We start from the raw sequence: 26,875 nt of genomic DNA, 5'->3' as shown, positions 1-26,875 counted from the left end.
AGGTTAACCTAAGTCTTGTGACCTCACCATTCGGCTCCACCGCCCAGCCGTTCTCGCAGCGCCTCCGGGAACGGAGTCTCAGCCTGCACCGAGACGCCGAAGGGAGCACCTACCTGACCGCCCTCACCACCGGCCGCCTCGACCTCGGCGCGTACGCCGCGCTGGTGGCGCAGCACGCGGTCATCTACCAGGCGCTCGAACGCGTCGGGGCCGGACTGGCCGACGACCTGATCGCGGGCCCGTTCCACTTCCCGCAGCTCAACCGCTGCTTGGCGCTCGAAGCCGATCTCGCCTTCCTGCGCGCGGCCGGCGTCCCGATCCCGGAGCCGACCGAGGCCACCCGCCGGTACGCCGACCGCCTGGACGAGCTGGCGACCTGGCCGGGCGGGTTCATCGCGCACCACTACGTCCGCTACCTCGGCGACCTGTCCGGCGGGCAGGCGATCGGCCGGCTGGTCGCGTCGGCGTACGGGCTGGAGCGGGACGGGGTGCGGTTCTACACCTTCGAGCAGATCCCGGCGGTGAAGCCGTTCAAGGACCGGTACCGGGCGCTGCTCGACGAGACCGGCTTCGACGAGCGCGAGCAGGAGCAGGTGCTGGAGGAGGTCCTGCTGGCCTACCGCTTCAACGTCGACGTCCTCACGTCGATCGCCGAGCTGGTGCTCCCGCGCCACCCGCAGGTCGCCTCGTGAAGCTCCGACCGCCGGCCGCACTGGTCGTGGCCGCACTGCTCACCACCGTCGGCTGTGCCGGCCCGGCCGCCTCGCAGGAGGCCGCCGCTCCCGGCGTCGTCGACGCCTGTCTCCCGGCCGTCAAGGGCTTCGCCGTCAGCACCGGCGCCGACGGCAAACCCTTACCCAAGGCAACTCCCACGACCGGCGCGCAGGACCCGCACACCCTGACCGGCCCGTCGACCGCGACCCTCGCCGACCACTCGATCGACCCGGTCGAGGGCGCCGATCCGCAGCTCCCCGTCACCGTGAAGTCCTGCGACGACAAGCAGGTCCAGGTCAAGGACGCGAGCCGCATCATCGCCGTCGACCTGTACGGAACCCTCGCCGAGATCGTCTTCAGCCTCGGCCTCGGCGACCACGTCGTCGGCCGGGACACCTCCACCGGCTTCCCCAAGGCCGCGAAGCTGCCGAAGGTCACGCCGTCCGCGCACGACCTGAACGCCGAGGCGATCCTCGCGCTCGACCCGACCGTCGTGCTCACCGACAAGAGCATCGGCCCGCCGGAGGTGCTCGAGCAGCTGCGGGCGTCCGGCGTCCCGGTGGTCTTCTTCGACGACGCCCGCACGATGGACAACATCCCCAGCCAGATCCGCGCGGTCGCGGGCGCCCTCGGCGTTCCCCAGCGCGGTGAGCAGCTGGTACGCCGTACGCAGGACGAGATCGTGACGTCCCTCGGCCTCGCCCCGGCCGGCGCGAAACCGCTGCGGATGACGTTCCTGTACGTGCGCGGCTCGGCGGGCGTCTACCTGATGAGCGGCCCCGGCTCCGGCGCGGACGCGATGATCACCGCGATCGGCGGCGTCGACACCGGTACCGACATCGGGCTGACGAAACCGTTCGTCCCGCTCACCAGCGAGGCGCTGATCCGGTCGCAGCCGGACCTGATCCTCGTGATGACCGAGGGCCTCAAATCGCTCAAGGGCGTCGACGGGCTGCTGAAACTGCCCGGGATCGCGCAGACCCCGGCCGGTCAGCACCGCCGGATCGTCGACATGAACGACACCGAACTGCTCAGCTTCGGCCCCCGCACCGGCCGCACGGTCGAGGCGCTGGCCAAGGCTGCCTACACCCCTGCCGCCCCTTGACCCCGGCAACCACCTCCGCACCCGCGCAGCGGCGGAGCCGCCTGCGCTCGGCCGGCCTCCTCACCGGCCTGACGATCGCCCTGCTTTTGATGGCTGTCGTCGCCGTAGGTGTCGGTCAGTTACCCATCCCGCCGGCCGAAATCATCGGCTCGGTCCTACACCACATCGACAGCGGTCTCGAAAGCCTGCTGCACCTGCGGCTCCCGCTCGACCTCGGTCCGCTCCCGCACCACCCGCAGGGCGACAACGCCTTGTGGAAGGTGCGTTTCCCGCGCGTCGCCCTCGCGGTGCTCGTCGGCGCTTCACTGGCGACAGCAGGCGCCCTCATGCAAGGCGTCTTCGGCAACCCGCTCGCCGAGCCGTCCGTGGTCGGCGTCTCGTCCGGCGCCGCGGTCGGCGCGAGCCTGGTGATCGTCACCGGCGTCACCTGGCTCGGCAACTGGACGATCGCGGCCGCCGCGTTCAGCACCGGCCTGGCCACCACGTTGCTCGTGCACAGCCTGTCGCGCGCAGGACGGCGCACGGAGGTCGTGACGCTGGTGCTCACCGGCATCGCGGTCAACTCGTTGGCCTTCACGCTGATCTCGTTCGCGACGTTCATCGCCGACACCAGCGCCCGCGAGCAGCTCGTCTTCTGGCAGCTCGGCAGCCTGAACGGCGCCACCTGGCAGGCCGTCTCCGCGGTCGCGCCGTTCACGCTGGTCGGCCTGGCCGCCGCGTTCGTGCTCGCCAGGCGCCTCGACCTGCTCGCGCTCGGCGACCGCTCCGCGAGTCATCTCGGCGTCGACGTGGAGAAGCTCCGGCTGGTCGCGATCGTCGTGGTCGCGTTGCTGGTCGGCGCGAGCGTCGCGTTCAGCGGCATCATCGGGTTCGTCGGCCTGGTCGTCCCGCACCTGATCCGGATGATCGCCGGACCCGGCCACCGGTTGTTGCTCCCGGCAAGCGCTCTGGCGGGCGGCGTCCTGGTGATCTGCGCCGACCTGCTGGCCCGCACGCTGATCCGCAACGCCGACCTGCCGATCGGCATGATCACCTCGCTGGTCGGGGCGCCGTTCTTCTTCTGGCTGCTCCGCCGCACCCGCGCCCGCCAAGGAGGCTGGGGATGAGACGCCGCCTGCCCGACCGCCTCGACGCCGGTACGACGATCGCGGCCGCCCACGACATCTCGGTGACGCTCGGCGGCACCCAGATCCTCGATCAGGTCACGCTGCCGGTCCGCACCGGTGAGGTCGTCGCCCTGGTCGGCCCGAACGGCGCCGGCAAGTCCACGCTGCTCGGCGTCCTGAGCGGCGACCTCGCACCCGACGAAGGCGCGGTCGAGCTGCACGGCGAGCCGTTGAGCCACTGGTCTCCGGTCGAGGCGGCGATGCGCCGGGCCGTGATGGTGCAGCAGGCAACGATCTCGTTCCCGTTCCCGGTCGGCCAAATCGTCGCGATGGGCCGCTCCCCGTGGGACCGCACCGAACGCGCCGACCGCGACGCCGACGCCATCCGTACGGCGCTCGAGCGGGCCGACGCGGAAGCGTTCACCGACCGCGTCTTCAACTCCCTGTCCGGCGGCGAACGCGCCCGCGTCTCGCTGGCCCGAGCCCTCGCGCAGGAGACCCAGCTGCTCCTGCTCGACGAGCCGACCGCCGCGCTCGACCTGCACCACCAGGAGGACGTGCTCCAGCTCGCCCGTCAGCGCGCGGCCGACGGCGACGCCGTCGTGATCGTGCTGCACGACCTCAACCTCGCCGCCGGGTACGCCGACCGCGTCGCCGTGCTGTCGCGCGGCCGGCTGGCGGCGTACGGGTCACCGGCCGACGTACTGACCGCCGAGCTGGTGACCGACGTCTACCAGCACCAGGTCGAGGTCTGGCCGCACCCGATGACCGGGGCGCCGATCATCCTTCCCGACCGCTCTCCCGCTCGGCGGTGATACTGCTCTCTCGCGCGGCGGTGATGATGGGATCGGTCTCGTCGTCGAACTCCCCGATCACCTCCTCCAGCAGGTCCTCCAGCGCGACCACGCCGACCGGGAACCCGTCATCAGCCTGTACGACGGCCAGCTGCGACCGCTTCTCGCGCATCACCCGGATCGCCGCCGCCACCGGCGTACCGGCGGCCAGGCGAAGCGGCTCGGTCATCAGGTCGGACGCGTGCAACGTGTCGCCACCACCGGTGGTCGCGCGCGCCGCGTCGCGGACGTGCACGATCCCGCAGAGCAACCGCGCCTCGACCGACACCACGGCCAGCCGCGACCGGCCCTGCTGCCGGCTCGCGACCTCGACCTCGCGGGCGGTCGCCTCGGCCGGGACCGTCGCCAACTGCGCGGTCGGCGTCATCACCTGCGCGACCGTCGTGTTCTGCAGCGCGAGCATCGCCGTCAGCAGGTCGTGCTCGGCCGCCTCGAGCGTGCCGTGCTCACCGGACGACTCGATCAGCAGCCGCAGCTCGTCCGGGCCGTGCGCGTTGGCGATCTCGTTCTGCGGCGTGACGCCGACCGCCCGGACACAGACGTTCGCGATCCAGTTCAGCACCGAGAGCAGCGGCCGGAACACGTAGGTGAACCCGCGGAACGGCAGCGCGAGGATCAGCGCCGACCGCTCCGGGTCGCTGATCGCCCACGACTTCGGCGCCATCTCGCCGAGCAGCACGTGCAGCAGGCCGATGCCGCCGACGGCGATGATCAGCGCGATCACGTGCCCGACGTTCTCCGGCAAGCCGATCAGCTCGAACAGCGGATGCAGCAGGTGCGCGACCGCGGGCTCGGACAGCGATCCGAGACCCAGCGTGCACAGCGTGATCCCGAGCTGCGCGCCGGCCAGCATCAGCGACAGCTCGCTGACTCCGGCGATCGCCGCCCGGGCGGACCGGCTGCCCTCGGCCGCGGCCTGTTCGAGCCGGTGCCGCTTCGAGGCGACCAGCGCGAACTCGGCCGCCACGAAGAAGCCGTTGCAGATCAGCAGGACCAGGGAGATCAGCAGCGCGACCGTCGTACTCATGAGAGCCGCTCCAGGACGATCAGGCCGGGGACGTGCCGCAGTACGGTCTGGACGGTCACGCGGGCGCGCTCCAGCGGGACCTGCCGCCCGTCGTGGTCGAAGCGCGGCGGCAACGCGATCACCACCTCGTCACCGACCACCGGGATCCGCCCGAGCCGTGCCATCACCAGTCCGGACACCGTGTCGTAGTCCTCGTCCTCCGGCAGCGAGATGCCGGTCGCTTCCTCGACCTCGTCGAGCCGCCAGCGGGCCGGCAACGTCCAGCTGCCGTCGCCGTTGACCACCAGGTCGCCCTCGGGCAGGTCGTCCTCGTCGCGGATCGGCCCGACCAGCTCCTCGGCGATGTCCTCCAGCGACACGACCCCGGCGAACCCGCCGAACTCGTCGACCACGATCGCGAGCTGCCGGTGCGTCGTCCGCAGCTGCTCCAGCACGGCAGGCAGCGGCAGCGTGTCCGGTACGACGACCGGCGGCGACGCCAGCGAGCCGGTCGTCACGTGGTGCCGGTCGCCCGGCTCCACCTCGACCACGTCACTGACCGCGATCACGCCGACCACCTCGTCGACCGACGACGCGACCACCGGGAACCGGCTGTGCCCGGTGTCGAGCAGCTCGACCACCCGGGTCAGCGGATCGTCCTCGTGCACGGTGACCACGTCGACCCGCGGGATCATCACCTCCCCGGCGATCCGGCCGCGGAAGTCCAGCCCGCGGTCGAGCAGCCGGGTGGTGTCCCGGTCGAGCAGGCCCTGCTCGTACGACGTGGCGATGATCCGGTCCAGGTCCTGCGCGGTCGCGCCCTGCGGCAGCTCCTCGACCGGCTCGATCCCGACCCGGCGCAGGATCCGGTTCGAGGTCGCGTCGAACAGGTGGATGACCGGCCCGGCCACCGTCAGGTACATCAGCGTCGAGCGGGACAGCCGCAGCGCGATCGCTTCCGCGCGGGCGATCGCCAGGTTCTTCGGGGCCAGCTCGCCGAACACCATCTGGATGATCGTCGCCAGCAGCAGCGCCGCGATCACCGAGATGGTCAGGCTGACCCCCTCCGGGACGCCGGCGCCGCCGAGGATCTTCTGCAGCCCCTCACCGAGGTAGGGCTCGGCGACGTACCCGGCGAGCAGGGCGGTCACGGTGATCCCGACCTGCGCGCCGGACAGCACGAACGACAGCCGGGCGGTGACCTTGAGGGCCCGGGCCGCGGCCGCGTTGCCCTCGTCGGCCAGGCCCTGCAGCCGGTTCCGGTCCACGGCGACGTAGGAGAACTCCTGGGCGACGAAGTAGCCGGTGGCAACAGTCAGGGCCAGGATCAGCGCGAGGCCGATCAGGATCAGCATGGATCGACCCTACAAGGCGCACTCCGCGGTACCGCGGAGTGCGCCCCCGGGATCAGTGCGCGGGCTTCCAGTCCGGGTGGCCCGGCATCGCGGGCAGCTTCGTGCCGTACAGCCAGCTGCGCAGGAAAGGTCCGAGGTCTCGCCCGGCCACCCGGGACGCGCTCGCGATGTACTCGGCCGTGCTCCCGAGCCCGTTCGCGTGCTCCCGCACCCAGGTCCGCTCGATCTTCTCGAACGTCGCCGCCCCGACCTCCTGCTGCAGCGCGTACAGCGTCAACGCGCCACCCTGGTACGCCGCCACGTCGTACGGCTTCAGCAGCTGCTGCTCTCCGGGGAACGTCGCCGGATCCGGCTGCGCGATCGGCCCGTGCGAGAACAGGTCGAGATCCTTGTCCTCATACGTCCACCGCATCGCCTCGGCGACCGTCGTGTTTCCCCAGTGCTCCGCCCCGAACACGGTCTGGTAGTAGACCGCGTGGCCTTCGTTCAGCCACAGATCCGACCACTGCCGCGGCGAGACCGAGTTGCCGAACCACTCGTGCGCGAGCTCGTGCAGCACGACCGCCTCGGTGCCGTTCTGCTCGAAACCCTCCTTGGTCATGCTCTCGGCGTTCAGCAGCGTCAGCCCCTGGGTCTCCAGCTCGCCGCCGGCCGGCGTGATGTACGCCCCGGCCCGGCGACCCGGGAACTTGCCGAGCCGCTGCTCCAGGAACCGCACCGAGCGGTCGAACGACGCCAGCTGCGGCTCGATCGCGGCCCGCTGCGCGGTCGGTACGGCGTACCGGAGGTCCAGGCCGTGCGGGCCGCGGGCGTGCAGGACGGTGAACGGGCCGAGGCCGACCTGGAGCAGCTCGGTCGCGAGCTTGCGGTCCTCGTGGAAGAACCGGGTGGTCCGGGCGCCGCTCTTCACGGTCGCGACGAGTTGGCCGTTGGCGATCGAGTTGAGCCGGGACGGTCCGGTGATGCTGATGTCGGTCGGCGCCTTCTGCGCCGGGTGGTCCGCGACGGCGAGCATCCGGCGCGCGCCGGACGGCTGGTTCTCGGTCTGCACCCAGCCGTCGATCCGCATCAGGCCGGGCGGGAACGGCGATTGCGCGGTCGTCTCCGGGAGGTCGTTGCGGACGTCGACCTTGACCACGAACGCCTGGCCCTTCCCGACCGCGGCGGCCGGCTTGATCACCAGCTCGCCCTCGGGCATGGTCTTCCAGGTCGCCGCGCGGCCGTTCACCTTGACCGCGCTGACCTTCGGGCCGAGCAGGTCGAGGTCGAACTCCCGCAGCCGCTGGGTCGCCTGCCCGGTCAGCGTCGTACTGGCCGTGTAGGTGCCCAGGTCGTCGGCGAAACCGAAGTCGAGCTTCTGCCGGACGACGTCGTACCCTCCGTTCCCCAGCTCCGGCCAGACCGGATCGCCCAGACCGAACAGACTCAGACTCGTCGCTACCGCGACCACAGGTGTCCACATACCGACGACCCTAGAAAGCATGCCGAGGGCAAGCATCGGCCCACGGTCGGAACCGGGGTCAGACCTTCGTCGTACTCAGGAGAACTCCAGCCCCTGCAGAACGGCGGGGTCGGTGGTGTCCAGGCCCTCCGCGCCGGCCTTCGCGTACCAGCGCATCTGCTCGGCGTCGCGGCCCTCGGCGGTCTGACCGGCGATCCAGTACGCGACCGTGTGCAGGTCGTCGCGCTGCACGGCCAGGTCCTTCAGCAGGTACGGCCGCAGCGACCGGACGACGCCCGCTTCGGCGGCGAGCCAGGCCTGGGTGCGGCCGCGCAGGCGCGGGTACGAGCGAACGGCCTTCTCCAGCGGGGAGTCCGGGCCGACGCCCGGCGGGCCGACGATCCACTGGACGTCGCCGGGGACCAGGACCTGGTCGTCCTCGCTCTCCACCTGCAGGAAGACCGTCGCCGGGGCATCGAGCGACTCGACGATGCTCGCGATCGCCGGCAGCGACGTCGGGTCGCCGATCAGCAGGTGGTTCGCGACGCCGTCGCCGATGGAGAACTCGCGGCGCGTCCCGAGCAGGACCAGGGTGTCGCCCGGCCGGGTGCTGGCCAGCCAGGTCATCGCCGGGCCGGCGCCGTGCAGGGCGACGTCGAAGGTCAGACGCAGCGTCGCCGGGTCGAACGAGCGGACCGAGAACGCCCGCATCAGCGGGAGCGGACGGTCGGCCGGCCAGACCGGCGCGCCGTTCGGGCCGAGCTTCGGCATCCGCACGCTGCCGGTGCCGTCCGGCGGGATCATCAGCTTGAACGCGTCCGCCGGCCGGATCGTCCAGTACGCCGCCAGCCCGTCGCCACGGACCACCACCCGGCTGAAGCCCGGGGTCAGCGGCTCGACCGCGACGACGGTGACCGGGCAGATCACCCGGGAGTCCCCCGACCGGGTGAGCCTGCGGATCTCGGACCGGATCGTCCTGGTTCCCTGTGACACGGTTCCCTGTGACACCGCTCCCTGTGACACCGCGATCTCCTCACCAGCCATGGACCCCACGACTCAACTAAGGCTAACCTAACCTGCATGAGCCTCGGGGTGGATCCCGGCCTGTCGGCCGGCCTGGAACTGGTACGCCGGCCGATCGCGGCCACGGTCCTGGCGCGCACCGTGCTGAACCGGCAGCTGGTCCGCGTCACCGTCGGCGCGCCCGAGCTGGACCGGTTCGAGTACACCGCGCCCGACCACCTGGTCCGGATCTTCCTGCCGCCGCAGCCCGGCGCCGCGCTGGTGCTGCCGACGACCGAACGCTGGTGGCCGGAGCTGCAGGAGATGCCGGACGCTTCCAGGCCCGTCGTCCGCAACTACACGGTCCGCGCCTTCGACCCGGGCGCCCGCCGCCTCGGCATCGACTTCGTCCTGCACGGCCACGGCCCCGGCTCGACCTTCGCCCGCACCGCGGCTCCCGGCGACCGCCTCGGCATCCTCAGCGACGGCGCCGACTACGCACCGCCGCTCGACACCGACTGGCAACTCCTCGTCGGCGACGAGACCGCCCTCCCCGCCATCGCCGCGATCATCGAGCAGCTCGATCCCGGCGCCCGCGCCCTGGCCTTCATCGAGGTCGGCACCCGCGCCGACGAGCTCCACATCCCCCGCCACCCCGGCGTACGCATCCACTGGCTGCACCGCGGCGAACCCCGCCCCACCAACTGCGACCTCCTCCTGCGCCGCCTCCGCGAGACAGCCCTCCCCACCGGCCGCCCGTACGCCTGGCTGGCCGGCGAGTCGAGCCTCGTCACCTCCGTCCGCCGCCACCTCGTCACCGACCGGGGCTTCGACAAGTCCCACATCTACTTCTGCGGCTACTGGCGCCGGATGAACGACTGATGCAGCCCCATCTCGGCGCCTAGGTCAGCGACTTCCTCCGCGCCAACCCCGGTGGGACGGAGGTCGAGATCGGCGCCGGCCTCAACACCCGCTTCGAGCGCCTCGACAACGGCACCTGCCACTGGTTCGAGCTCGACCTCCCCGACGCGATGGAGCTGCGGCGACAGTTCTTCGCGCCGAGCGAGCGGCGCGGGATGCTCGCCGGGTCGATCACCGATCCCGCCTGGATCGAGGCCGTGCGCGCGCATCCGGCGCCGTACTTCTTCGTCGCCGAAGCCGTGCTGTTCTACCTGCCGCGCGATGACGCCCAGTACGCCGTGGCGCTGGTGCACGACCACTTTCCCGGTGCGCTGGTGGCGTTCGACACCGCCGGGCGGGCGATGGTCGACGGGCAGCGGACCCACGACGCGCTCAGGCACACGAAGGCCGCGTTCGCGTGGGCTTGTGACGAGCCGCGCGAGCTGGAGCCCTGGGGATTGCGGCTGCAGGACTCCCGCTCGCTTGCCCTACCGCAGCGGGCAGTAGCTGCTCGGCTGCCGGTCGCGTACCGGGCGCTGCTGCGACTGCTCGCGTTTCACCCGCGCGCGGCGGCGTACCGGATGAATCTGTTCAGCGTGTGAGCAGCTGCTCCGAGACCGTCCAGAGGCGTTCGGCGTTGGTGGGGTCGACGGCGTAGTCGGCGACGCCGGTGAAGTTGCCGGTGCGTTGGTGGACGACCGGGGTTTCCTGGGCGTCGACGAAGTAGCGGGCGCCGATGCCTTCCAGGAGCGGCGAGACGGCCAGCAGCGTCGAGGTGGCGGCGCCTTGTTCGGTGGTCTTGATCTGGTCGGGGCGGACCGAGCCGCTGCGGCCGGTTTCCAGGTGGCGCTGGAGGTTGGTAAGGATGGCGCCGGGCATCACGGCGTTCGCGGTGATGCCGTCGGCGGCCCAGCGGCGGGTCACCTCGACCGCGAACAGGACGTTGGCGGTCTTCGACTGGCCGTAGGCGAGCCACGGGTCGTACGGGCGGAACGCGAAGTGCAGGTCGTCGAAGATCACCGGCGAGCGCTGGTGGCCCGACGAGGTGACGACGACGATCCGCGCCGCGCCGTCCGCGGCCAGGGCGGTGTGCAGCCCGGTCGCGAGCGCGAAGTGCCCGAGGTGGTTGGTCGCGAACTGCAGCTCCCAGCCCTCCTTCGTGAACGTCTCCGGGCTCGCCATCACGCCCGCGTTGTTCACCAGGATGTGCAGCGGCCCCTGCCAGTCCGCGACGAACGCGCCGACCGAGTCCTGGTCGGTCAGGTCGAGGTGCGCGACCCGGACCAGCTCGTTGCCGGTCGTCGCGGCGATGTCCTTGGCCACCGCCTCGCCCGCCGCGAGATCGCGGACCGCGAGCGTCACCTCGGCGCCGGTTCCGGCGATCGCCCGCGCGGTCTCGACGCCGATCCCGGACGCGCCGCCGGTCACCACCGCCCGGCGCCCTGTCAGATCGATGCCCTCGGCAACTTCTGCCGCGGTGCTGCTGAAACCGAAAGGTGTGCTGATCACTGCTGTCCCTCCTCTCCGGGGTTCCACGGCAGCACCTTGCCGTCGCGGACCAGTTCGCCGTACGTGCTGGGGTCGAGCGGCTGCAGAGCGAAGTCGAGCAACGGCCCGGCCGCCTCCTCCGGGGTGCGCGCCTGGCTGAAGTCCTCGAACCACGGGCGCGACGCCCGCGTGTGCACCAGCCCGGGGCAGACCGCGGCGATCAGCGTCCCGTTCGCCAGGTCCGCCGTACGGCGCTCCGCCGCGACGGCGCGCACCGCGGCGACCTGGGCGACCTTGGACGGCACGTTGATCCAGTCCGGCCAGCCCTGCGCGGCCGCCGTACCGGCGTGCATCGCGACCCGGTACTCCTCGACCGCGGCCTCGACCTGATCGAGCGTCACGCCGTCGAAACGACCCTGGACGGCGGGATCGAGGTGGTCGAGCGTGCCCAGCGAACTGGCCACGACGATCAACCGGCCGCCCGGCTTCAGCACCGGCTCGAACGACCGCAGTACGGCGCTCGTTCCGCCATTAGCGACAGCCAGGAACTCGTCGACCTGCTCGGCCTGGGTGCGCTCGGGGACGAGCGGCCCGACCGCGTTGGAGACGACCAGGTCGACCCCGCCGTACTGCGCTTGCAACTTGGCCGCCAGCGCGGCCACCGCGCCGGCATCGGTGACGTCGAGCACGCGCCCGACCACCTGCTTGCGTCCGATCTCCTTCGTGGCGGCAGCGACCCGCTCGGCATTGCGGCCGGTCAGCAGGATCACGTCGTCCGGGCCGAACCGGTCGGCCAGACCTTCCACCACTGCACGACCGATGCCCTGGTTGGCACCGGTCACCACTGCGACTCGTGTGTTCATGACGCCAATCTAGGAACGGTTCGGCCATGACTCCAACGAGAGTTGAGCACAGGTAATATGCGTAAACGTCATGGACTACACCGACGTCTCCCCGACCGCGCTGCGGGTGTTCCGCGAGATCGCCGAGCGCGGCACGTTCACGGCCGCGGCCGTGGCGCTGGGGTACACGCAGTCGGCGGTGTCGCGGCAGGTCGCCTCGCTGGAGAAGGCCGCGCAGGCGCCGTTGCTGGAGCGGCGGCGCGAAGGCGTGCGGCTGACGCCGGCCGGTCAGGTCGTACTGCGGTCAGCGGCGCGAGTGCTGGACGAGCTCGACAGCACGGCGCGGGAGCTCGCGGGGCTTCCGGTGAGCGGCGGCACGGTTCGGCTGGGCTGGATCCCGAGCGCCGGTGCGGTTCTGCTGCCGCGAGCGCTCGGGGCGCTGCGCCGCAGTCATCCGGCGATCTCGGTCACCAGCCGCGAGGGCACGACGCCAACGCTGGTCCGGGCGCTGCGGTCGGGGACGATCGACCTGGCGCTGCTCGCGTCGGCGCCGCCGTTCCGGCCGCCGGATCTGGAGACGCCTGCGCTGAAGCTGCAGACGCTGACCGAGCGGAGCCTGCGGCTCGCCGTACCGGCCGGGCATCCGCTGGCGGCGTACGACGAGGTCGGCGTGGACGACCTGCGCGGGCAGCGCTGGATCGCCGGGCCGAGCGCCGGCGAGGACAAGCTGATGGGCGTCTGGCCGGGACTGGACGAGCGCCCGGAGATCGCGCACACGGCGCGCGACTGGCTGGCCAAGCTGCACCTGGTCGCGGCGGGCGCCGGGATCACGACGCTGTCGGAGTCGCTGGTGGACGCGGTGCCGGCCGGCGTGCGGGTGCTGTCGGTGCGGGGTGGGCCGCAAGAGCTGCGCCGGATCCTGCTGGCGCGCTTGCCCGGCCCGATCCCCGAGCCGGCCAAGCTGCTGATCGGCGCGATCCGGACTGCGTCGCACGAGCTGAGCACCCCGGGCGACGCCTGATCGCGGCCCGGATCAAGCGGCCCAGATCAACAGCCCGGATCAGCTGGTGGGAGGGGGCGACTGCTGGGCCGAGGGCGGCTGGGCAAGCGGCGCGTCGCTCGCCGGTTCGGGCGCCTCCCGCTCGACGGCTCGCTCCTCGGCAGGCAACTCCTGCGGGGCCGGGTCCAGCTTGGCCTCGCGGGTCACCTTCTTCAGCTCGACCAGGGCCTTCGCGGTGTTGCGGGTCAGCTCGGGCAGCCGGTTGGCGCCGAAGAGCAGGACCACGACGATCAGCAGCACGATCCACTCGCCGCCTTCGGGCAGCGCCAGCAGAGTCTCCATCTGAAGCCTTCTTTCTCCCCCGCTACATTAGCCCCGAATGTGAAACGTAGGCTTCTCGGCATGGCCGGAACCCTGCCCGAACTGTTCGCCGCCGCGGTCCGCCGCGACGGCGCCAGCCCTTTCCTGACCCACTACGACGACGTCACCGGTGAGCGGATCGAGCTCAGCGCGGTCACCACCGCGAACTGGGTCGCCAAGACCGCGAACCTGCTCGTCGACGAGTACGAGCTCGAGCCGGAGGAGACGGTCGCGATCGGCCTCCCGCCGCACTGGCTCGGCGTCGTCTGGGCGCTCGCGACCTGGTCGGCCGGTGCGTCGGTGACCACCGGTGAGGGCGACCTCGCGATCACCGGCCCGGACTTCCGCGTCCGCGGCAACCGGGAGTCGGTCGCGTCCGCGCTGCTGCCGCTCGGCGGGCGCTTCCGCGACCCGGTCCCGGACGGCGTGCACGACTACGGCGCGGAGGTCTACAACCACCCCGACCTGTTCGTGCCGATCAACCCGCCGGCCGCCACCAGCCCGGCGTACGACGGACGCACGCACGCCGAGCTGATCGCCGCCGCGGCGCCGGTGTCCGAGCGGATCCTGCTCACCCGGTCGCTGGTCGACCCGGTCGGGATCGAACTGCTGGCCGGAGTGATCTCCGGCGGTGGTTCGATCGTGCTCTGCCGCAACCTCGACCCGGCCAAGCTGGAGCGACGGATCGCGGACGAGAAGGTCGACCGAGTCGTGGAGGACTGAACGGTGCAGAGGTTCGAGGGCAAGGTCGCGCTGGTCACGGCGGCGGCGCAGGGCATCGGGGCCGCGGTGGCCCGGCGGATCGTCGCCGAGGGCGGCGCGGTGGTCGCCACCGACCTGCAGCAGGACAAGCTCGACGCCCTGGTGACCGAGCTCGGCGCCGACCACGCGCTCGCCGTACGGGTCGACGTCACCGACCGCGCGCAGATCGACGCCGCGGTCGCGGCGGCGGTCGAGCGGTTCGGCCGGCTCGACGTCCTGGTGAACAACGCCGGCGGCTGCATCGTGACGTCGAAGATGGAGAACACCCCCGCCGAGGAGTGGCACCGCCAGCTCGACCTGACGCTGGTCGGCGCCGCGCAGTGCATCCAGGCCGCGCTCCCGCAGTTGCTGGAGAGCCGCGGCAACGTGGTGACGATCAGCTCGGTGAACGGGCTGGCCGCGTTCGGCAACCTCGAGTACTCCGCGGCCAAGGCCGGTCAGGTCGCGATGACGCTGAACTTCGCCGCCCGCTTCGGCTCCAGCGGTGTCCGCTTCAACGTGGTCGCCCCGGGCACGGTCCGGACGCCGAACTGGGACAACCAGCCCGGCACCCTGGAACGCTTCGCCACCTTCTACCCGCTCGGCCGCGTCGGCGAGCCCGAGGACATCGCGGCCGCGGTCGCGTTCCTGGCCTCCGCCGACGCCGCCTGGATCACCGGCGTCACCCTTCCGGTCGAGGGCGGTATCCTGCTCGGCCCGAACCCGCTCGACCTGACGCCGTCCGGCCCCGGCAAGTAGCCCTCTGACTGTCCACTCCGTGGACAGTCACCCGGAGTCAATGTGCAGTAACTTTATCGTTTTTGTATGACTACTACCCCGAGCTGGTCCTTCGAGACCCGGCAGATCCACGCCGGCCAGACGTCCGACCCGGCCACCAAGGCCCGGGCGCTGCCGATCTACCAGACCACGTCGTACACGTTCGACAGCACCGACCACGCGGCGAGCCTGTTCGGGCTGCAGGAGTTCGGGAACATCTACACCCGGATCCAGAACCCGACCCAGGACGCCGTCGAGCAGCGGATCGCCAGCCTGGAAGGCGGTACGGCGGCGCTGCTGGTCTCGTCCGGCCAGGCCGCGGAGACGCTGGCGCTGCTGAACATCGCCGAGGCCGGCGACCACGTGGTCAGCAGCCCGAGCCTGTACGGCGGCACCTACAACCTGTTCCACTACACGTTCCCGAAGCTCGGGATCGAGGTCTCGTTCGTCGACGACCCGAACGACCTCACGTCCTGGCAGACCGCGATCCGGCCGAACACCAAGGTCTTCTTCGCCGAGACGATCGCCAACCCGAAGTCGGAGATCCTCGACATCGAAGGGGTCGCCAAGGTCGCGCACGAGTACGGCGTACCGCTGGTGGTCGACAACACGGTGGCGACGCCGTACCTGATCCGGCCGATCGAGCACGGCGCGGACGTCGTCGTGCACTCGGCCACCAAGTACCTCGGCGGGCACGGCACCGCGATCGCCGGCGCGATCGTCGACTCCGGCAACTTCGACTACGCCGCGCACCCGGAGCGCTTCCCCGGTTTCAACCAGCCCGACCCGAGCTACCACGGCCTCACCTACGCGCAGGCGCTCGGCGTCGGCAGCGAGCTGGGCAACCTGGCCTTCATCCTCAAGGCGCGTGTGCAGTGGCTGCGTGACCTCGGCCCGGCGGTGTCGCCGTTCAACGCGTTCCTGATCACGCAGGGTCTGGAGACGCTGTCGCTGCGGATCGAGCGGCACGTCGACAACGCGCTGGCGGTCGCGCAGTGGCTGGAGGCGCGCGACGAGGTGGAAAGCGTCGCGTACGCGAGCCTGCCGTCGTCGCCGTGGTACGCGCTGGCGCAGAAGTACGCACCGCGCGGCGCCGGGGCGGTGATCGCGTTCGAGATCAAGGGCGGCGTTGAGGCCGGCAAGCGGTTCGTCGACGCGCTGCAGCTGCACAGCCACGTGGCGAACATCGGCGACGTCCGGTCGCTGGTCATCCACCCGGCCTCGACCACCCACAGCCAGCTCTCGGCCGAGGACCAGCTCGGCGCCGGCGTCACGCCGGGCCTGGTCCGGCTGGCTGTCGGCATCGAGCACGTCGACGACATCCTCGCCGACCTCGAAGCCGGTTTCGCCGCCGCCAAGACGGCCTGACCCCATGGATCAGGATCGCCCGCCCGTGGAGGCGGACCACTCACCAGGTCAGGTGGCCGGTGGGTGGCGGGCGGGCGATCCTGCCGGCTTCCGGCAGTTCTTCTCAGTAGGAGCGCTTGTTTTGGAGTCCGGCGAGGTGCTGCCGGACGTGACGATCGCCTACGAAACCTGGGGACATCCGACCGGTCTGCCGGTGCTGATCTGCCATGCGCTCACTGGGGATGCGCATGTCTTCGGCCCCGCCGGACCAGGTCAACCGACACCAGGTTGGTGGGACGGCCTCCTCCCGACGTACCTGAATCCTGAGGACTTCTACGTCGTCGCCGCCAACGTCCTCGGCGGCTGCCAGGGCTCGACCGGCCCGTCCTCCCGGGCGCCGGACGGCCGGGCCTGGGGCAGCCGCTTCCCCGCGATCACCATCCGCGACCAGGTCACCGCCGAGGCCGCTCTGGCCGACGCCCTCGGCATCGACCGCTGGACCGCCGTGATCGGCGGCTCGATGGGCGGCATGCGTGCGCTGGAATGGCCGCTGATGTTCCCCGACCGGGTCGCGACGTCCGTCGTACTGGCGTCGACCGGCTACGCGACCGCCGAGCAGATCGCCTGGTGCGCACCTCAGCTCGCCGCGATCGAGTCCGACCCGCACTGGCACGGCGGCGACTACTACGACACCGGCCACGCGCCTCTGGCCGGTCTCGGCATCGCCCGCCGGATCGCCCACACCACCTACCGCTCGGAGTACGAGCTCGCGACCCGCTTCGGCCGCAACCCTCAGGGCGACGGCCGCTTCGCCGTCGAGTCCTATCTCGACCACCACGCCCACAAGCTCGCAGCCCGCTTCGACGCCGGCTCGTACGCCGTACTGACGCGCGCGATGAACTCCCACGACATCGGCCGCGGCCGCGGCGGCCTGGTCCGGGCTCTGCAGGACCTGCGGTCGCGCCTCGTCGTCGCCGCCGTCGACTCCGACCGGCTCTACCCCGCGCGCCTGTCGACCGAGCTCGCCGACGCGGCCGGCGTACCGCTGCACCTGGTCAAATCGCCGTACGGCCACGACGGCTTCCTGATCGAGCTGGAGCAGGTCGGCGCCCTGATCGCGGGAGCGCTGACCGGATGAGAGATCCTATGAACCATGGCGACGACCTGTAGACAGCGTGTGACCACCCGCTTACAGTGTGCGGAATTCATCGGACCTCTCTGGGAGATCAGATGCGCACAGCCGGTTTCGCCCTCCTCGCTGCGGCAACCCTGATGGCCGGTCTGACTCTGCCGTCCGAACCGTCCGAGGCGGTCCCGCCACCACGCAGCCCCGGAGAGCTGGCGCTCTGGTACACCGCGCCGGCCACCGACTGGGAGTCCGAGGCGCTGCCGATCGGCAACGGCGCGAGCGGCGCGATGGTCTTCGGTGACCCCGCGACCGAGCACCTGCAGCTGAACGAGAAGACCCTGTGGACCGGCGGTCCCGGCTCCCAGCAGGGCTACGACTTCGGCAACTGGCGCACCCCGCGGCCGACCGCGCTGAGCGACATCCGCACGTTGATCGACCGCGACCTGAAGGTCGCGCCCGACGTCGCCACCAACATGCTCGCCCAGAACGAGATCGGCTTCGGCGACTACCAGCCGCTGCTGGACCTGAAGCTCGCGATGCAGCACAGCGGCACGCCCACGGCGTACCGGCGGCACCTCGACATCGCGAACTCGCTGGCCGGTGTCCAGTACGCCGTCGACGGCGTCCGGCACACCCGCGAGTACTTCGCCAGCGCGCCCGGCAACGTGATCGTCGCGCGGATCGGCGCCGACCGGCGCGGCAAGGTCGGCTTCACCGCGAGCCTGACCGGCGAAGCGAACCGCACCCTGACCGCGACGGCCCGGCGTGGCCGGATCACGGTCAAGGGCGCGCTGAACGACAACGGGCTCTTGTACGAGCTGCAGGCGCAGGTGCTGACGGCCGGCGGGACCAGGACCGACAACGCGGACGGCACGGTCACGGTGTCCGGGGCCGACTCGGCCGTGCTGGTGCTGAGCTCGGGGACCGACTACTCCGACGTCTACCCGACGTACCGGGGTGTCGATCCGCACGCCGGGGTGACCGGCCGGGTCGATGCCGCGAGCAACCTTTCGTACGGCGTACTGAAGGCTCGGCACGTCGCCGACCACCGCAAGCTGTTCGACCGGGTCTCGCTGCAGCTCGGGCAGGTGATGCCGGACGTGCCGACCGACGAACTGCTGGCGTCGTACCAGGCCGGGACGGCGACGCCGCAGGCGCGCAAGGCGCTGGAGGCGCTGTTCTTCCAGTACGGGCGGTACCTGCTGGTCGCGTCGTCGCGCGGGAACTCGCCGCTGCCGGCGAACCTGCAGGGCGTCTGGAACCAGTCGACGACCCCGCCGTGGCGCTCGGACTACCACGTCAACATCAACCTGCAGATGAACTACTGGCCGGCCGAGACCACCAACCTGAGCGAGACGACCGCGCCGCTGTTCGACTTCGTCGACGCGCTGGTGCCGCCGGGGCGGGTGACCGCGCGGGAGATGTTCGGTGCGGACGGGTGGGTTGTACACAGCCAGACGAATCCGTTCGGGTTCACGGGTGTGATCGGGTACCCGCTGGCGTTCTGGATGCCGGACGCCGGTGGATGGCTGGCCCAGCACTACTGGGAGCACTACCGGTTCACGCAGGACAAGCGGTTCCTGAAGGAGCGCGCGTACCCGCTGATGAAGGAGCTGGCCGCGTTCTGGATCGACGAGCTGCAGGTCGATCCGCGGGACGGGAAGCTGGTGGTCAGCCCGAGTTTCTCGCCGGAGCACGGCGACTACTCCGCCGGTGCCGCGATGCCGCAGCAGATCGTGTGGGACCTGTTCACCAACCTGTCCGAGGCGGCGCCGCTGGTCGGGGAATCGTCGTCGTACCAGGCGCAGCTCGCGTCGATCCTGGAACGGCTCGACCCGGGCACGAAGGTCGGCTCGTGGGGTCAGCTGCAGGAGTGGAAGGAGGACTGGGACGACCCGACCGACCAGCACCGGCACACGTCCCAGCTCTTCGGGCTGCATCCTGGGCGGCAGATCCTTCCTTCCGCCCGGCCTGATCTGGCGGCGGCGGCCGTCAAGACCCTGGAGGGCCGTGGCGACGGCGGCACCGGGTGGAGCAAGGCGTGGAAGATCAACTTCTGGGCGCGGCTGCTCGACGGCAACCACTCGCACAAGATGCTGTCCGAGCTGCTGAAGACGAGCACGCTGAAGAACCTGTGGGACACCCACCCGCCGTTCCAGATCGACGGCAACTTCGGCGCCACCGCTGGGGTCGCGGAGATGCTCCTGCAGAGCCACGCGGGTGTTGTCGACGTACTGCCCGCACTGCCGGACGCGTGGGCTGCCCAGGGCTCGTACGACGGCCTGCGCGCGCGGGGCGCGTTGACTGTCGGCGCGACCTGGCGCTCCGGGACCGCCACCGAACTGCGGATCCGCCCCGACCGCTCCGGCAAAGTTGCCCTCCGCAACAACATCTTCGGCGCCGGCTACGTGCTGACCTCCGACGGCCGGCCGGTCTCACACTCCCGCACCGGCAGCACGATCACCTTCGACGCCGTCGCCGGTCGTACGTACGTCGCCCGCCCCAAGGCACAGATCGAGCTGGTCGCACCGGACGCCGTAGCCCTCGAACCCGTTGAAGTGAAGGCCTCCATCACCGGCACCCTGTCCCCCGGCACGCTGTCCTTGGCAGCCCCGCCCGGCTGGACCGTCACCCCTGTCGAGGTCCCGACGCCGGCGATCCGCCCCGGCAAGCCCGTCACCACCACCTTCACCGTCACCCCCACCACAGCCTCCGGCGAAGGCGACTTCACCCTCACCGCCCGCCACACCGCAGGCCTCACCGCCCGAGCCGGCACCGGCCTGCACCGCGTCAACCTGGCCCGCGGCAAACCTGCAACCCAGTCCACCACCGCCCACAACGCCGAAGCCTCGAGAGCCGTCGACGGCAACACCAGCGGCAACTGGGGCGACAACTCCGTCACCCACACCGCCGAACCCTCGGTGGAGGCCTGGTGGCAGGTCGACCTGGGCCAGTCCCAGGCGCTTTCCCAACTGGCGCTGCACAACCGCACCGACTGCTGCGCCGACCGCCTCAGCAACTACTGGATCCTGGCGTCGGAATCCCCCATCACAGCGCCGTCCTTGGAGGAGGCCCGCAACACCCCCGGCGTACGGGCCTTCCACCAGGCCGATACCGCCGGAAGCCCGACCCTGATCGACCTCGACGCCACAGCCCGCTACGTCCGCATCCAGCTGGAGTCCCGCTCCAACCCGCTGTCCATCGCCGAGGTCAAACTGCACCCCGCCGGTGGTTAGCGTGCCCGGGTAGACATCCTCCTGGTACGGGCGCAGTACGGGCAGTACGACGACAGCCGCGCTTTCTAGCCTGGCGTCGTCCGAGCCCCACCGAAGGAGCGTTCGTTGAATCTGCCCGTACGCAAACTGTCGATGCCGACCCGAGCGGTGTCCCTCGTCCTGCTGCTGACCGCGGCAGGCCTGTCCCTCACCGTCGGCACGACGACCCCGGCCGAGGCCCGCGAGCCGTCCCCGCCGACCGGCTGCAGCTCCAGCGTCGACCGCCGCGTGAAGGCAGTCGCACAGTGCACGTCCGGCTACGGCACCTACCGCGTCTGGGCCCGCTGCAACTGGAGCGCCGGGACGCTGTACGGCGCCTGGAAGGCCCCCAGCAGAACCAGCGAGTCGGTCGTGTTCTGCGTGACCAGCACCCACCAGGCCGGCATCGTGATGGCCTACGGCATCCAAAAACGCGACGGCTGATCTCCGACGAGCCGGTGCGGCGCGATCAGAACCCCCAGGACACCACAAACCGCACCGGCACGCCCGGCAAAGCCACCCCGAACCACAACCCCCTCGTCACCCAGCACACCCCGCGATGCCCCCGAACCACCTGCAGCACCAGCGATCCGATGACCGCGGCCACCAACACCCCGAGCAGAATCCTCCCGAACACAAACAACTCACACAACCAAGCCAGCCCCACCACGACGTACCAAACCAGCCCAGCAACAAACGACATCGGACTGTACGCCGCATCCCGCGCCCGCCAAGGCTGCTCCACCGCCCGCCCGCACCGACAAACCGGCACGGGCTCCTGCGCCCGCCAAACCCCACCCGGCCCGTCCGGCTGGTGACCAGTCAGGTGCTCGTCACTCACGTCGCCTCCTCGCCGCCCTCACGCAGCGAACGCACCATGCTCTGCAGGATCCGAAACGCCCCCGCCTGCTCCTCCTCGGTCAGCCCGCCCAGCATCCTGACCTCAACAGCCCGAACCGCCGCGGACGCCTCCTTCAGACTCGCCCGCCCCCGCGCCGTGAGCTGCGCAGGCAGCACCTTCCCCACAGGCGCCTGCGCCGGCCTGGCCACGAACCCGTCCCGCTCCAGCGCCTGAAGCAACACGTTCATCGACTGCCGAGTCACGAATGCACCCCGCGCAAGCTCGGAGTTCGACAACCCCGGCCGCTGCGCCAGCAACTCCAGGCACGAGTAGTGCGTGATGCTCATCCCCAACGGCCGCAGCACTTCCTCCATCGCCACCCGCAGAGCACTGGACGCCTCCTTGAGCAGATACCCCAGCGACGTCTCCAGCTCGACCGCGTCTTGCATCATGTCAGTATCCTGACATACGCTGCTTCGTGTCAGAAAGCTGACACAACCCGAGGAGTGCCTTCATGCCCGTCACCGGCCCCGACTTCATCTCCCTCCAAGCCCACGACCTCGCCGCCAGCCAGGCGTTCTACGAGAACTACCTGGGCCTGGTCCGCTCCCCAGCCGGCCCACCCCACGCAGTGGTCTTCGAAACCAAGCCGATCGCCTTCGCCCTCCGCGAGGTCATCCCCGGCTCCAACCTGACCCACCCCGGCGCCGGCACGGCGGTCTGGCTCCACGCCACCGACGTCCAGTCAATCCACGACACCCTCGCAACCGACGGCCACCCCATCGTCACCGCCCCCACCGACGGCCCTTTCGGCAGAACCTTCACGTTCGAAGACCCGAACGGCTACCAGATCACCCTGCACGACCGCAGTTGATCAGACCGCACCCTGTTCCGATGCCATCAACCAATCAGCGCCAGCGAGTTGAATTCGAGCCTCGTCAGACCAACCATCCACCTCGGCGACGAAGTCCACGTGGACCACATCGCTCCCTGGCCTTCCGGCGGCGTCCCACCCGTCGGACGACTGCTCTCAGTTTCACGACTGCAGGCGAATCCTCACGGTCGGCGGGCAGCAGGGGTACTGCTGCCTCGAGCCATCGAATCGCACTGTCTCCGGTGGCCCCGATCCGGATGCCAATGAGCCCCTGGAGCCGCCTCAGTCGGACGCGGTGTGCGGATGACCTCTCAGAGATCGTCCGGCCAGTCGTTCCACTCGACACCCTCTGGCGTGCGATTAGCGCCACCTGCGAGGAAGTCGGCGGCAACTGCGAGCAGGACGTCCAGTTCGACAGCTGAATCGGCGGGAAACTCCTCGGCGTGGCCCATGTACTGGTAGCGAACAGGGGTCTTGCCCGCGGCGATGCCGACCGCGTAAAGAGTCTGATCAATTGTCGTGTACCGGATGCTGCCCAACTTCCGGCTCGCGTCCACGGCCAGCCGCAATTCGTGATCTGGTGCGCCGTAGTGCGCCAAAGGTCGTTCGTTGATGTAGAGGGCAACTACGGAGTTCTCGATCGGCTCCGACAGCACCGCGTCGATCAGTGCACGGAGTTCGTCAACGGTTGAGACCTTCACAGGGTTCTCGTCGTGACCATGCTTGTAGTACGCGCTCGCCGTGTATTCCATCAAGCTTCCCCTTCAAACGTCTCCGGCGCGCTGTCCGGCCAATGCACTGTGAGTCTGGCCCCTGGCGGCAAGAACTTCGGCAGCCAAGTTCGGCAGCCCCATCTACCTTCACAAGGTTTGTTGTTGATGTAGATCGTCTCATCCGACAGGCCGCGCTCACGCATCAAGATCGCGAACTTGACCTCCACGTGAGACGTGGTCGTCGTCTTCGGGATACGAAGTTGCTCCCGGGCCAATCTGTCCGCCTCCTCTTGGAACCGATCCCGCCCGCTGACCAAGGGCGACTCTTTGCCGTCTGACGAGCCGAACCAGAAACCGCGCGTCTTTCCCTCGTCGTTCTCGCGAATCGGAAGTCGGCGGATGATCGTCTGGGCCTTTGGGTCTGGTGCCTCGTTGTGGTCGGGTACATCGGGCATCGTGCGATTGACCGGTTGTCCGGCTGGGTTGCCTGTTTGAGGGCGCTGCGTGCTGCCTTGACCGCTACTGCCTCCTGCATTGCCGACCATTGAAGCCGCCCAATTCCTGGCTCTGTGATGGGCGTTGACCGCTTGCCGGGAGGCCATCTCACACGCGGCGGCCGCTGCGTCCAGGTGATAAATCGCGGCTTGTAGGGCCGGGTTACTGCCGGAGAAGCTCGCAAGGTAGCCCGCCGTCTCCCGGCACCGCCGAGCCCGCGTGTCCAAAGCGGCGGCCACCGCCGGCAGTTGGTCCAAGCAGGTCACGAGGTCTTGCGCGACGCGCTGAAGCTCGGACGGCATGGCTGCCTAGAGTTGCTGGGCGTACTGCCCACACTTGTGTGAGGCGATCTGGAGTGACTCCATCGCCGACGCCAGTGACTTGGACGCAGCGTCGAGCACCTCGGCAATCTCGCGGTCCGCGCCGGTCGCTGACCCCTGGATCAACGAGAGAACATGCTGGCTCGCCTGGCTGAACTTGTTCTGGAAGCCACCGAGGCCGGCGACGCCCTGGTTGGCTTCTTGAGCGACGGCGTGCAGTTGCCCTTTGAGTTGTTCGACGACGGACATGCTCACTCCTCACGTTGGCTGTTCGGTCGCGATCTGGTCGTGGGATCGTGGAGGTCATCGGCATCGACCACATGCACGACGACGCCAAGGTCGTCCTCCAGATCGGCTATGCGCTTGTCCCGCTCTTCTCCGAAGACCTCCGGCGACGGCACGACAACGCCGGTCGCCGGTGAGTTCCTGAGGCCGGCGAGAAGACTCGTGTAGGCCGGCGTCGGCTCGATGTGCTCGAACAAGGGGAGAGAGCCGGTTCGCTCGAAATACACCGTTCCAAGCTGGAGCCCTGCCCGGTGTGCGTAGCTCGACAGCTTCGCCTGCACAATCGAGTGCCGACCGCGACCGGCGAACGGTGCAAGGCAGGCGTACCCCAACACCAGAGGCCGCAGTTGGATGCTTTGCCCGACGGCGGTGCTCACTTCTCGGTTGCTCCCGCGATGCAGTCGACGCATCGCACACACGGCCAGGCACCGCCACAATCGACGCAGAGACCGGAATGACTCGCGGTCGGTACCCTCACGCCGGTCGACAACGGGCACTCGAAGTCCGAGGGCACCCGCCCTGGATGGACGGCATCGAGAAATCTGACCTCGGTCGCACCGTCGTGACCGTGAACCGCTTTCACGCCCTTGAGTCCGGTCTCGAAGGCGACTGTGGTCGGATTGGCTCCCGGCCAGCGCACGGCCGCAGTGCCATCACTCCAGATCACGCCTTCGGCAACACGACCCGTGCCAGAGACTCCCGAGACATCGCGGTGTCGATCCAGTACGAAGATTCGCGGAGCTGTGGGGCTCATCGCTATCAACTCCTCGAGTTGCTTGGGGTCACCAGACAACCTCTGTTCGTCACTCTCCGAATAGGGCGATCAGCGACCTGATCACAGAACGGCCTAGGGTGATCAGCGCCTGGTCGCCTGGCGGCCACGGAGGGTGAGAGCTACCGTTCTGGAATGGACGGCAGACGGAACAGGGCGCTCGAGGAGTGGATGGCCGAGCACGGCCACAGCTCCAACAGCCTTGCCGAGGCCGTGAACCACGCACTCGTTCAGGTGACCGGAAAGCACGGAGGTCTCGACGGTTCATCTGTCCGGGACTGGAAGGCCGGCCGCGTCAGATGGCCCAAGACGGCCACCCGTCAGGCGCTGGAATCCATCACTGGCCTACCCATTACTGCCCTAGGGTTCGTACCACGGGCGCGCACCTCGCCCGCCTCGAACCCGACGCCACAGGGGGCTGCCGACATGAAGCGCCGTACGCTCGTCGGCGGCATCGCGGCAGCGGTGGCCGCTGCATCGAGTAGTCCCGGCAGCGCACGACGGCGCCTCGGTATGAGCGACGTTGATCGGCTTCAGCAGCGCTTTGCCGAGATCATCGCCAGTGATCACCGTCACGGTGGACAGGTCGACATCGAGCGACGGGCCAGTCAGCTTGCCGACCAAGCCCTCAACCTCCAGAACTCCGGCGGCGCGACCCAACGAGTGCGCAGTAGTCTCTACGCTTCCGCAGCAGCGTTCCGATCGTCGGCAATGTGGGCCGCGATCGACGGTCGCAGGTTCGATGCCGCCACCACGCATATGCGCGAAGCGCAGGCACTCGCCGAGATGTCCGGCGAACAGGCAATCAAGTTCCGGATCTGGAGTCATGCAGGAACCCTGTACAGGCACACAGGGCGGCCCGCTGACGGGATCGCCGCCAACGACGTGGCCCGGAACCTTCATCTCACGCGCCGCGATTCGCTCTTCGCGTCGCTCGGCCTCGCCCGGCAAGGTGCGATTCAGGGAGCCGGGCAGGACCTCTCCGGGGCGCGCCGCTCGTTCGGGCAGGCACAGGATGCGATGCTGCGCGCCAACCCTGGCGACGAGCGGCCAGTATGGATGCTCGCGTTCTACGACCAAGCCGAGTTGGACTCGCTAGCTCTGTCGGCCCACCTGGCCCTGGGGGACTACCAGACCGCAGAGTTTCACGGGCACCGGTGCCTGTCGAACCTTCGACCTCACATGGTCCGATCGGCTGCGATCACCAGAACCAGACTGGCGCACGCCCAGTTGGCGCAGGGCATGGCCGACGTCGCCACAGCCACTGCGATGAAAGTCCCCGCCGAGACCGCCACCCAGCACGCCCGGGTGACTCGCATGCTCCAGGAGTTCGGCGCTGCGTTGCGCGCCACTGCGGCAAGTAGCTCCGCCGTGCAGACTTGGGCCGAACACGTTGCCACCTGGAGGAACCCTGCATGACCGCGGCTGCCGGCTTGGAACTGCGCACATTCACCACGATCGACGACGTACGAGGCGACCTCGTCGACGTCTACGCCGACGTGCGGTCCGAACTGCTCCACCTGCCGAACTACGCCGTGACGGCGTTCGGTGAAAGGCTGGACAGGCACGGCGCCGAGCCAGGGTTTGTGGCAGTCCTGGCGTACGCGGATGGTTTCCCCGTCGGCTACACCTACGCGAACACGATTGAGCACGGCGACCGGTACTGGGAACGCACCAGCCCGCCGCCTGCCGACAAGTACACCGACGGCCCCGCAGCGGCCCTCAAGGAGATCGGCGTCCGGACGGCGTGGCGAAGGACCGGCACAGCGCGGCGGATTCACGATGCGCTTTTGGCGAGACGTACCGAGCCGTTCGTGACACTCATGGTCAATCCGGCGGCCGGAGACGGAAAGGTCTACGCGCTCTACCAGTCCTGGGGATACGAGGAGATCGGCCAGAGCCAGCCGTCTCCTTCTTCACCCCTGCTCAAGGTGATGATTCGACCCACGGCATAACGCAACTGAGCGGCAGCCACACCGTGATGCGGATCATATAGAACCAAAGACTTTCTCAGTTGAACAGACAACAGCAACCAGGCACTGAACCTATAATTCTTCTGTTCTTCTGTTCTTCTGTTCTTCTGTTCTTCTGTTCTTCTGTTCTTCTGTTCTTCTGTTCTTCTGTTCTTCTGTTCTTCTGTTCTTCTGTTCTTCT

28 protein-coding genes are annotated in these 26,875 nt (G+C 69.6%); 16 read left to right on the top strand and 12 right to left on the bottom strand.

Features of this window, described 5'->3' with window-relative positions:
* Window positions 1-17 precede the first annotated feature (17 nt).
* The 4 genes from AB0M01_RS34010 to AB0M01_RS33995 are packed head-to-tail and all read left to right on the top strand — an operon-like array spanning window position 18 to window position 3,740.
* Window positions 18-692 carry a biliverdin-producing heme oxygenase gene (locus AB0M01_RS34010; RefSeq protein WP_363676593.1) on the top strand — a complete coding sequence of 225 codons (675 nt, stop codon included), beginning with the start codon at window positions 18-20 and terminating at the stop codon, window positions 690-692.
* Window positions 689-1,819, top strand: coding sequence for an ABC transporter substrate-binding protein (locus AB0M01_RS34005; protein ID WP_363676592.1), 1,131 nt, complete (start codon window positions 689-691; stop codon window positions 1,817-1,819). Before AB0M01_RS34010 ends, AB0M01_RS34005 begins: the two co-directional genes overlap by 4 nt.
* Complete coding sequence (locus tag AB0M01_RS34000; RefSeq protein ID WP_363676591.1) at window positions 1,816-2,925, top strand: iron ABC transporter permease; 1,110 nt, start codon at window positions 1,816-1,818, stop codon at window positions 2,923-2,925. Before AB0M01_RS34005 ends, AB0M01_RS34000 begins: the two co-directional genes overlap by 4 nt.
* A complete protein-coding gene (locus AB0M01_RS33995; RefSeq protein ID WP_363676590.1) occupies window positions 2,922-3,740 on the top strand; it encodes a heme ABC transporter ATP-binding protein in 819 nt (272 codons plus the stop codon). Before AB0M01_RS34000 ends, AB0M01_RS33995 begins: the two co-directional genes overlap by 4 nt.
* On the opposite strand, the gene AB0M01_RS33990 is transcribed toward AB0M01_RS33995, so the two are convergent.
* The 4 genes from AB0M01_RS33990 to AB0M01_RS33975 form a co-directional block, all read right to left on the bottom strand.
* Window positions 3,706-4,806 (bottom strand): hemolysin family protein, encoded by a 1,101-nt coding sequence (locus AB0M01_RS33990; RefSeq protein ID WP_363676589.1) that lies wholly within the window; start codon window positions 4,804-4,806, stop codon window positions 3,706-3,708. The genes AB0M01_RS33995 and AB0M01_RS33990 overlap by 35 nt on opposite strands.
* Complete coding sequence (locus AB0M01_RS33985) at window positions 4,803-6,140, bottom strand: hemolysin family protein (protein WP_363676588.1); 1,338 nt, start codon at window positions 6,138-6,140, stop codon at window positions 4,803-4,805. The genes AB0M01_RS33990 and AB0M01_RS33985 overlap by 4 nt, the downstream gene beginning before the upstream one ends.
* Before the next feature lie 52 nt (window positions 6,141-6,192).
* Window positions 6,193-7,602, bottom strand: coding sequence for a M1 family metallopeptidase (locus AB0M01_RS33980; RefSeq protein WP_363676587.1), 1,410 nt, complete (start codon window positions 7,600-7,602; stop codon window positions 6,193-6,195).
* Between the two features lie 75 nt (window positions 7,603-7,677).
* The gene (locus AB0M01_RS33975) at window positions 7,678-8,574 is read right to left on the bottom strand and encodes a siderophore-interacting protein (RefSeq protein ID WP_363676586.1); all 897 of its coding nucleotides are present in this window, start codon (window positions 8,572-8,574) and stop codon (window positions 7,678-7,680) included.
* An 87-nt stretch (window positions 8,575-8,661) separates the two neighbouring features.
* Here AB0M01_RS33975 and AB0M01_RS33970 point away from each other — a divergent pair, with 87 nt between their 5' ends.
* Both AB0M01_RS33970 and AB0M01_RS33965 read left to right on the top strand, forming a co-directional pair.
* Window positions 8,662-9,465, top strand: a complete 804-nt coding sequence (locus AB0M01_RS33970; RefSeq protein ID WP_363676585.1) for a siderophore-interacting protein — start codon at window positions 8,662-8,664, stop codon at window positions 9,463-9,465.
* A 68-nt stretch (window positions 9,466-9,533) separates the two neighbouring features.
* Window positions 9,534-10,085 (top strand): class I SAM-dependent methyltransferase, encoded by a 552-nt coding sequence (locus AB0M01_RS33965; RefSeq protein ID WP_363676665.1) that lies wholly within the window; start codon window positions 9,534-9,536, stop codon window positions 10,083-10,085.
* Here AB0M01_RS33965 and AB0M01_RS33960 read toward each other — a convergent pair.
* Together AB0M01_RS33960 and AB0M01_RS33955 are read right to left on the bottom strand one after the other, a co-directional pair.
* Complete coding sequence (locus AB0M01_RS33960) at window positions 10,075-10,992, bottom strand: SDR family NAD(P)-dependent oxidoreductase (RefSeq protein ID WP_363676584.1); 918 nt, start codon at window positions 10,990-10,992, stop codon at window positions 10,075-10,077. The two genes, AB0M01_RS33965 and AB0M01_RS33960, sit on opposite strands and share 11 nt — an antisense overlap.
* Window positions 10,989-11,834 carry an SDR family NAD(P)-dependent oxidoreductase gene (locus tag AB0M01_RS33955; RefSeq protein ID WP_363676583.1) on the bottom strand — a complete coding sequence of 282 codons (846 nt, stop codon included), beginning with the start codon at window positions 11,832-11,834 and terminating at the stop codon, window positions 10,989-10,991. Before AB0M01_RS33955 ends, AB0M01_RS33960 begins: the two co-directional genes overlap by 4 nt.
* A gap of 70 nt (window positions 11,835-11,904) precedes the next feature.
* On the opposite strand from AB0M01_RS33955, the gene AB0M01_RS33950 reads away from it, so the two are divergent.
* Window positions 11,905-12,834, top strand: a complete 930-nt coding sequence (locus AB0M01_RS33950) for a LysR family transcriptional regulator (protein ID WP_363676582.1) — start codon at window positions 11,905-11,907, stop codon at window positions 12,832-12,834.
* A gap of 39 nt (window positions 12,835-12,873) precedes the next feature.
* Here the strand turns inward: AB0M01_RS33950 and AB0M01_RS33945 are convergent, their stop codons facing one another.
* Window positions 12,874-13,155 carry a twin-arginine translocase TatA/TatE family subunit gene (locus AB0M01_RS33945; RefSeq protein ID WP_363676581.1) on the bottom strand — a complete coding sequence of 94 codons (282 nt, stop codon included), beginning with the start codon at window positions 13,153-13,155 and terminating at the stop codon, window positions 12,874-12,876.
* 60 nt (window positions 13,156-13,215) lie between these two features.
* Between AB0M01_RS33945 and AB0M01_RS33940 the strand changes: the two genes are divergently transcribed.
* From AB0M01_RS33940 to AB0M01_RS33915, 6 genes are all read left to right on the top strand, one after another.
* Window positions 13,216-13,896, top strand: coding sequence for a TIGR03089 family protein (locus AB0M01_RS33940; protein WP_363676580.1), 681 nt, complete (start codon window positions 13,216-13,218; stop codon window positions 13,894-13,896).
* A gap of 3 nt (window positions 13,897-13,899) precedes the next feature.
* Complete coding sequence (locus tag AB0M01_RS33935) at window positions 13,900-14,673, top strand: SDR family oxidoreductase (RefSeq protein WP_363676579.1); 774 nt, start codon at window positions 13,900-13,902, stop codon at window positions 14,671-14,673.
* Between the two features lie 66 nt (window positions 14,674-14,739).
* A complete protein-coding gene (locus AB0M01_RS33930; protein WP_363676578.1) occupies window positions 14,740-16,059 on the top strand; it encodes a bifunctional o-acetylhomoserine/o-acetylserine sulfhydrylase in 1,320 nt (439 codons plus the stop codon).
* Between the two features lie 4 nt (window positions 16,060-16,063).
* A complete protein-coding gene (locus tag AB0M01_RS33925; RefSeq protein WP_363676577.1) occupies window positions 16,064-17,176 on the top strand; it encodes a homoserine O-acetyltransferase in 1,113 nt (370 codons plus the stop codon).
* A gap of 92 nt (window positions 17,177-17,268) precedes the next feature.
* Complete coding sequence (locus tag AB0M01_RS33920; RefSeq protein WP_363676576.1) at window positions 17,269-20,403, top strand: glycoside hydrolase N-terminal domain-containing protein; 3,135 nt, start codon at window positions 17,269-17,271, stop codon at window positions 20,401-20,403.
* Between the two features lie 105 nt (window positions 20,404-20,508).
* Window positions 20,509-20,865, top strand: coding sequence for a hypothetical protein (locus AB0M01_RS33915; protein ID WP_363676575.1), 357 nt, complete (start codon window positions 20,509-20,511; stop codon window positions 20,863-20,865).
* Window positions 20,866-21,258: 393 nt separating this feature from the next.
* Here the strand turns inward: AB0M01_RS33915 and AB0M01_RS33910 are convergent, their stop codons facing one another.
* Window positions 21,259-21,714, bottom strand: a complete 456-nt coding sequence (locus AB0M01_RS33910; RefSeq protein ID WP_363676574.1) for a MarR family transcriptional regulator — start codon at window positions 21,712-21,714, stop codon at window positions 21,259-21,261.
* A 62-nt stretch (window positions 21,715-21,776) separates the two neighbouring features.
* On the opposite strand from AB0M01_RS33910, the gene AB0M01_RS33905 reads away from it, so the two are divergent.
* Window positions 21,777-22,136: a VOC family protein gene (locus tag AB0M01_RS33905; protein WP_363676573.1), complete on the top strand. Its 360-nt coding sequence runs from the start codon at window positions 21,777-21,779 to the stop codon at window positions 22,134-22,136.
* A 311-nt stretch (window positions 22,137-22,447) separates the two neighbouring features.
* Here AB0M01_RS33905 and AB0M01_RS33900 read toward each other — a convergent pair whose 3' ends face one another.
* The 4 genes from AB0M01_RS33900 to AB0M01_RS33885 are packed head-to-tail and all read right to left on the bottom strand — an operon-like array spanning window position 22,448 to window position 24,326.
* Entirely contained in the window at window positions 22,448-22,888 is a 441-nt protein-coding gene (locus AB0M01_RS33900; protein WP_363676572.1) for an Imm1 family immunity protein, read from the bottom strand.
* Window positions 22,888-23,646, bottom strand: coding sequence for a DddA-like double-stranded DNA deaminase toxin (locus AB0M01_RS33895; RefSeq protein WP_363676571.1), 759 nt, complete (start codon window positions 23,644-23,646; stop codon window positions 22,888-22,890). Before AB0M01_RS33895 ends, AB0M01_RS33900 begins: the two co-directional genes overlap by 1 nt.
* 6 nt (window positions 23,647-23,652) lie before the next feature.
* The gene (locus AB0M01_RS33890) at window positions 23,653-23,913 is read right to left on the bottom strand and encodes a hypothetical protein (protein ID WP_363676570.1); all 261 of its coding nucleotides are present in this window, start codon (window positions 23,911-23,913) and stop codon (window positions 23,653-23,655) included.
* A gap of 2 nt (window positions 23,914-23,915) precedes the next feature.
* The gene (locus AB0M01_RS33885) at window positions 23,916-24,326 is read right to left on the bottom strand and encodes a hypothetical protein (protein ID WP_363676569.1); all 411 of its coding nucleotides are present in this window, start codon (window positions 24,324-24,326) and stop codon (window positions 23,916-23,918) included.
* A gap of 530 nt (window positions 24,327-24,856) precedes the next feature.
* Between AB0M01_RS33885 and AB0M01_RS33880 the strand changes: the two genes are divergently transcribed.
* Window positions 24,857-26,140 (top strand): hypothetical protein, encoded by a 1,284-nt coding sequence (locus AB0M01_RS33880; RefSeq protein WP_363676568.1) that lies wholly within the window; start codon window positions 24,857-24,859, stop codon window positions 26,138-26,140.
* Entirely contained in the window at window positions 26,137-26,676 is a 540-nt protein-coding gene (locus AB0M01_RS33875; protein ID WP_363676567.1) for a hypothetical protein, read from the top strand. The genes AB0M01_RS33880 and AB0M01_RS33875 overlap by 4 nt, the downstream gene beginning before the upstream one ends.
* The last annotated feature ends 199 nt before the right edge of the window (window positions 26,677-26,875 follow it).

Origin of the sequence: Kribbella sp. NPDC051770, assembly GCF_040681455.1 — a bacterium.
In the GTDB taxonomy this organism is placed as follows: domain Bacteria; phylum Actinomycetota; class Actinomycetes; order Propionibacteriales; family Kribbellaceae; genus Kribbella.
This window is presented reverse-complemented; position numbering and strand designations above follow the sequence as displayed.

Bases quoted from the DNA above. Each gene is read 5' to 3' on its own strand.
- AB0M01_RS33950 (WP_363676582.1), top strand. From the start codon at position 11,905: ATGGACTACACCGACGTCTCCCCGACCGCGCTGCGGGTGTTCCGCGAG.
- AB0M01_RS33995 (WP_363676590.1), top strand. From the start codon at position 2,922: ATGAGACGCCGCCTGCCCGACCGCCTCGACGCCGGTACGACGATCGCG.
- AB0M01_RS33895 (WP_363676571.1), bottom strand. From the start codon at position 23,646: ATGCCGTCCGAGCTTCAGCGCGTCGCGCAAGACCTCGTGACCTGCTTG.
- AB0M01_RS33920 (WP_363676576.1), top strand. From the start codon at position 17,269: ATGCGCACAGCCGGTTTCGCCCTCCTCGCTGCGGCAACCCTGATGGCC.
- AB0M01_RS33940 (WP_363676580.1), top strand. From the start codon at position 13,216: ATGGCCGGAACCCTGCCCGAACTGTTCGCCGCCGCGGTCCGCCGCGAC.
- AB0M01_RS33905 (WP_363676573.1), top strand. From the start codon at position 21,777: ATGCCCGTCACCGGCCCCGACTTCATCTCCCTCCAAGCCCACGACCTC.
- AB0M01_RS33930 (WP_363676578.1), top strand. From the start codon at position 14,740: ATGACTACTACCCCGAGCTGGTCCTTCGAGACCCGGCAGATCCACGCC.
- AB0M01_RS33910 (WP_363676574.1), bottom strand. From the start codon at position 21,714: ATGATGCAAGACGCGGTCGAGCTGGAGACGTCGCTGGGGTATCTGCTC.
- AB0M01_RS33900 (WP_363676572.1), bottom strand. From the start codon at position 22,888: ATGGAATACACGGCGAGCGCGTACTACAAGCATGGTCACGACGAGAAC.
- AB0M01_RS33980 (WP_363676587.1), bottom strand. From the start codon at position 7,602: ATGTGGACACCTGTGGTCGCGGTAGCGACGAGTCTGAGTCTGTTCGGT.
- AB0M01_RS33875 (WP_363676567.1), top strand. From the start codon at position 26,137: ATGACCGCGGCTGCCGGCTTGGAACTGCGCACATTCACCACGATCGAC.
- AB0M01_RS33890 (WP_363676570.1), bottom strand. From the start codon at position 23,913: ATGTCCGTCGTCGAACAACTCAAAGGGCAACTGCACGCCGTCGCTCAA.
- AB0M01_RS33955 (WP_363676583.1), bottom strand. From the start codon at position 11,834: ATGAACACACGAGTCGCAGTGGTGACCGGTGCCAACCAGGGCATCGGT.
- AB0M01_RS33985 (WP_363676588.1), bottom strand. From the start codon at position 6,140: ATGCTGATCCTGATCGGCCTCGCGCTGATCCTGGCCCTGACTGTTGCC.
- AB0M01_RS33990 (WP_363676589.1), bottom strand. From the start codon at position 4,806: ATGAGTACGACGGTCGCGCTGCTGATCTCCCTGGTCCTGCTGATCTGC.
- AB0M01_RS33880 (WP_363676568.1), top strand. From the start codon at position 24,857: ATGGACGGCAGACGGAACAGGGCGCTCGAGGAGTGGATGGCCGAGCAC.
- AB0M01_RS33925 (WP_363676577.1), top strand. From the start codon at position 16,064: ATGGATCAGGATCGCCCGCCCGTGGAGGCGGACCACTCACCAGGTCAG.
- AB0M01_RS33970 (WP_363676585.1), top strand. From the start codon at position 8,662: ATGAGCCTCGGGGTGGATCCCGGCCTGTCGGCCGGCCTGGAACTGGTA.
- AB0M01_RS33945 (WP_363676581.1), bottom strand. From the start codon at position 13,155: ATGGAGACTCTGCTGGCGCTGCCCGAAGGCGGCGAGTGGATCGTGCTG.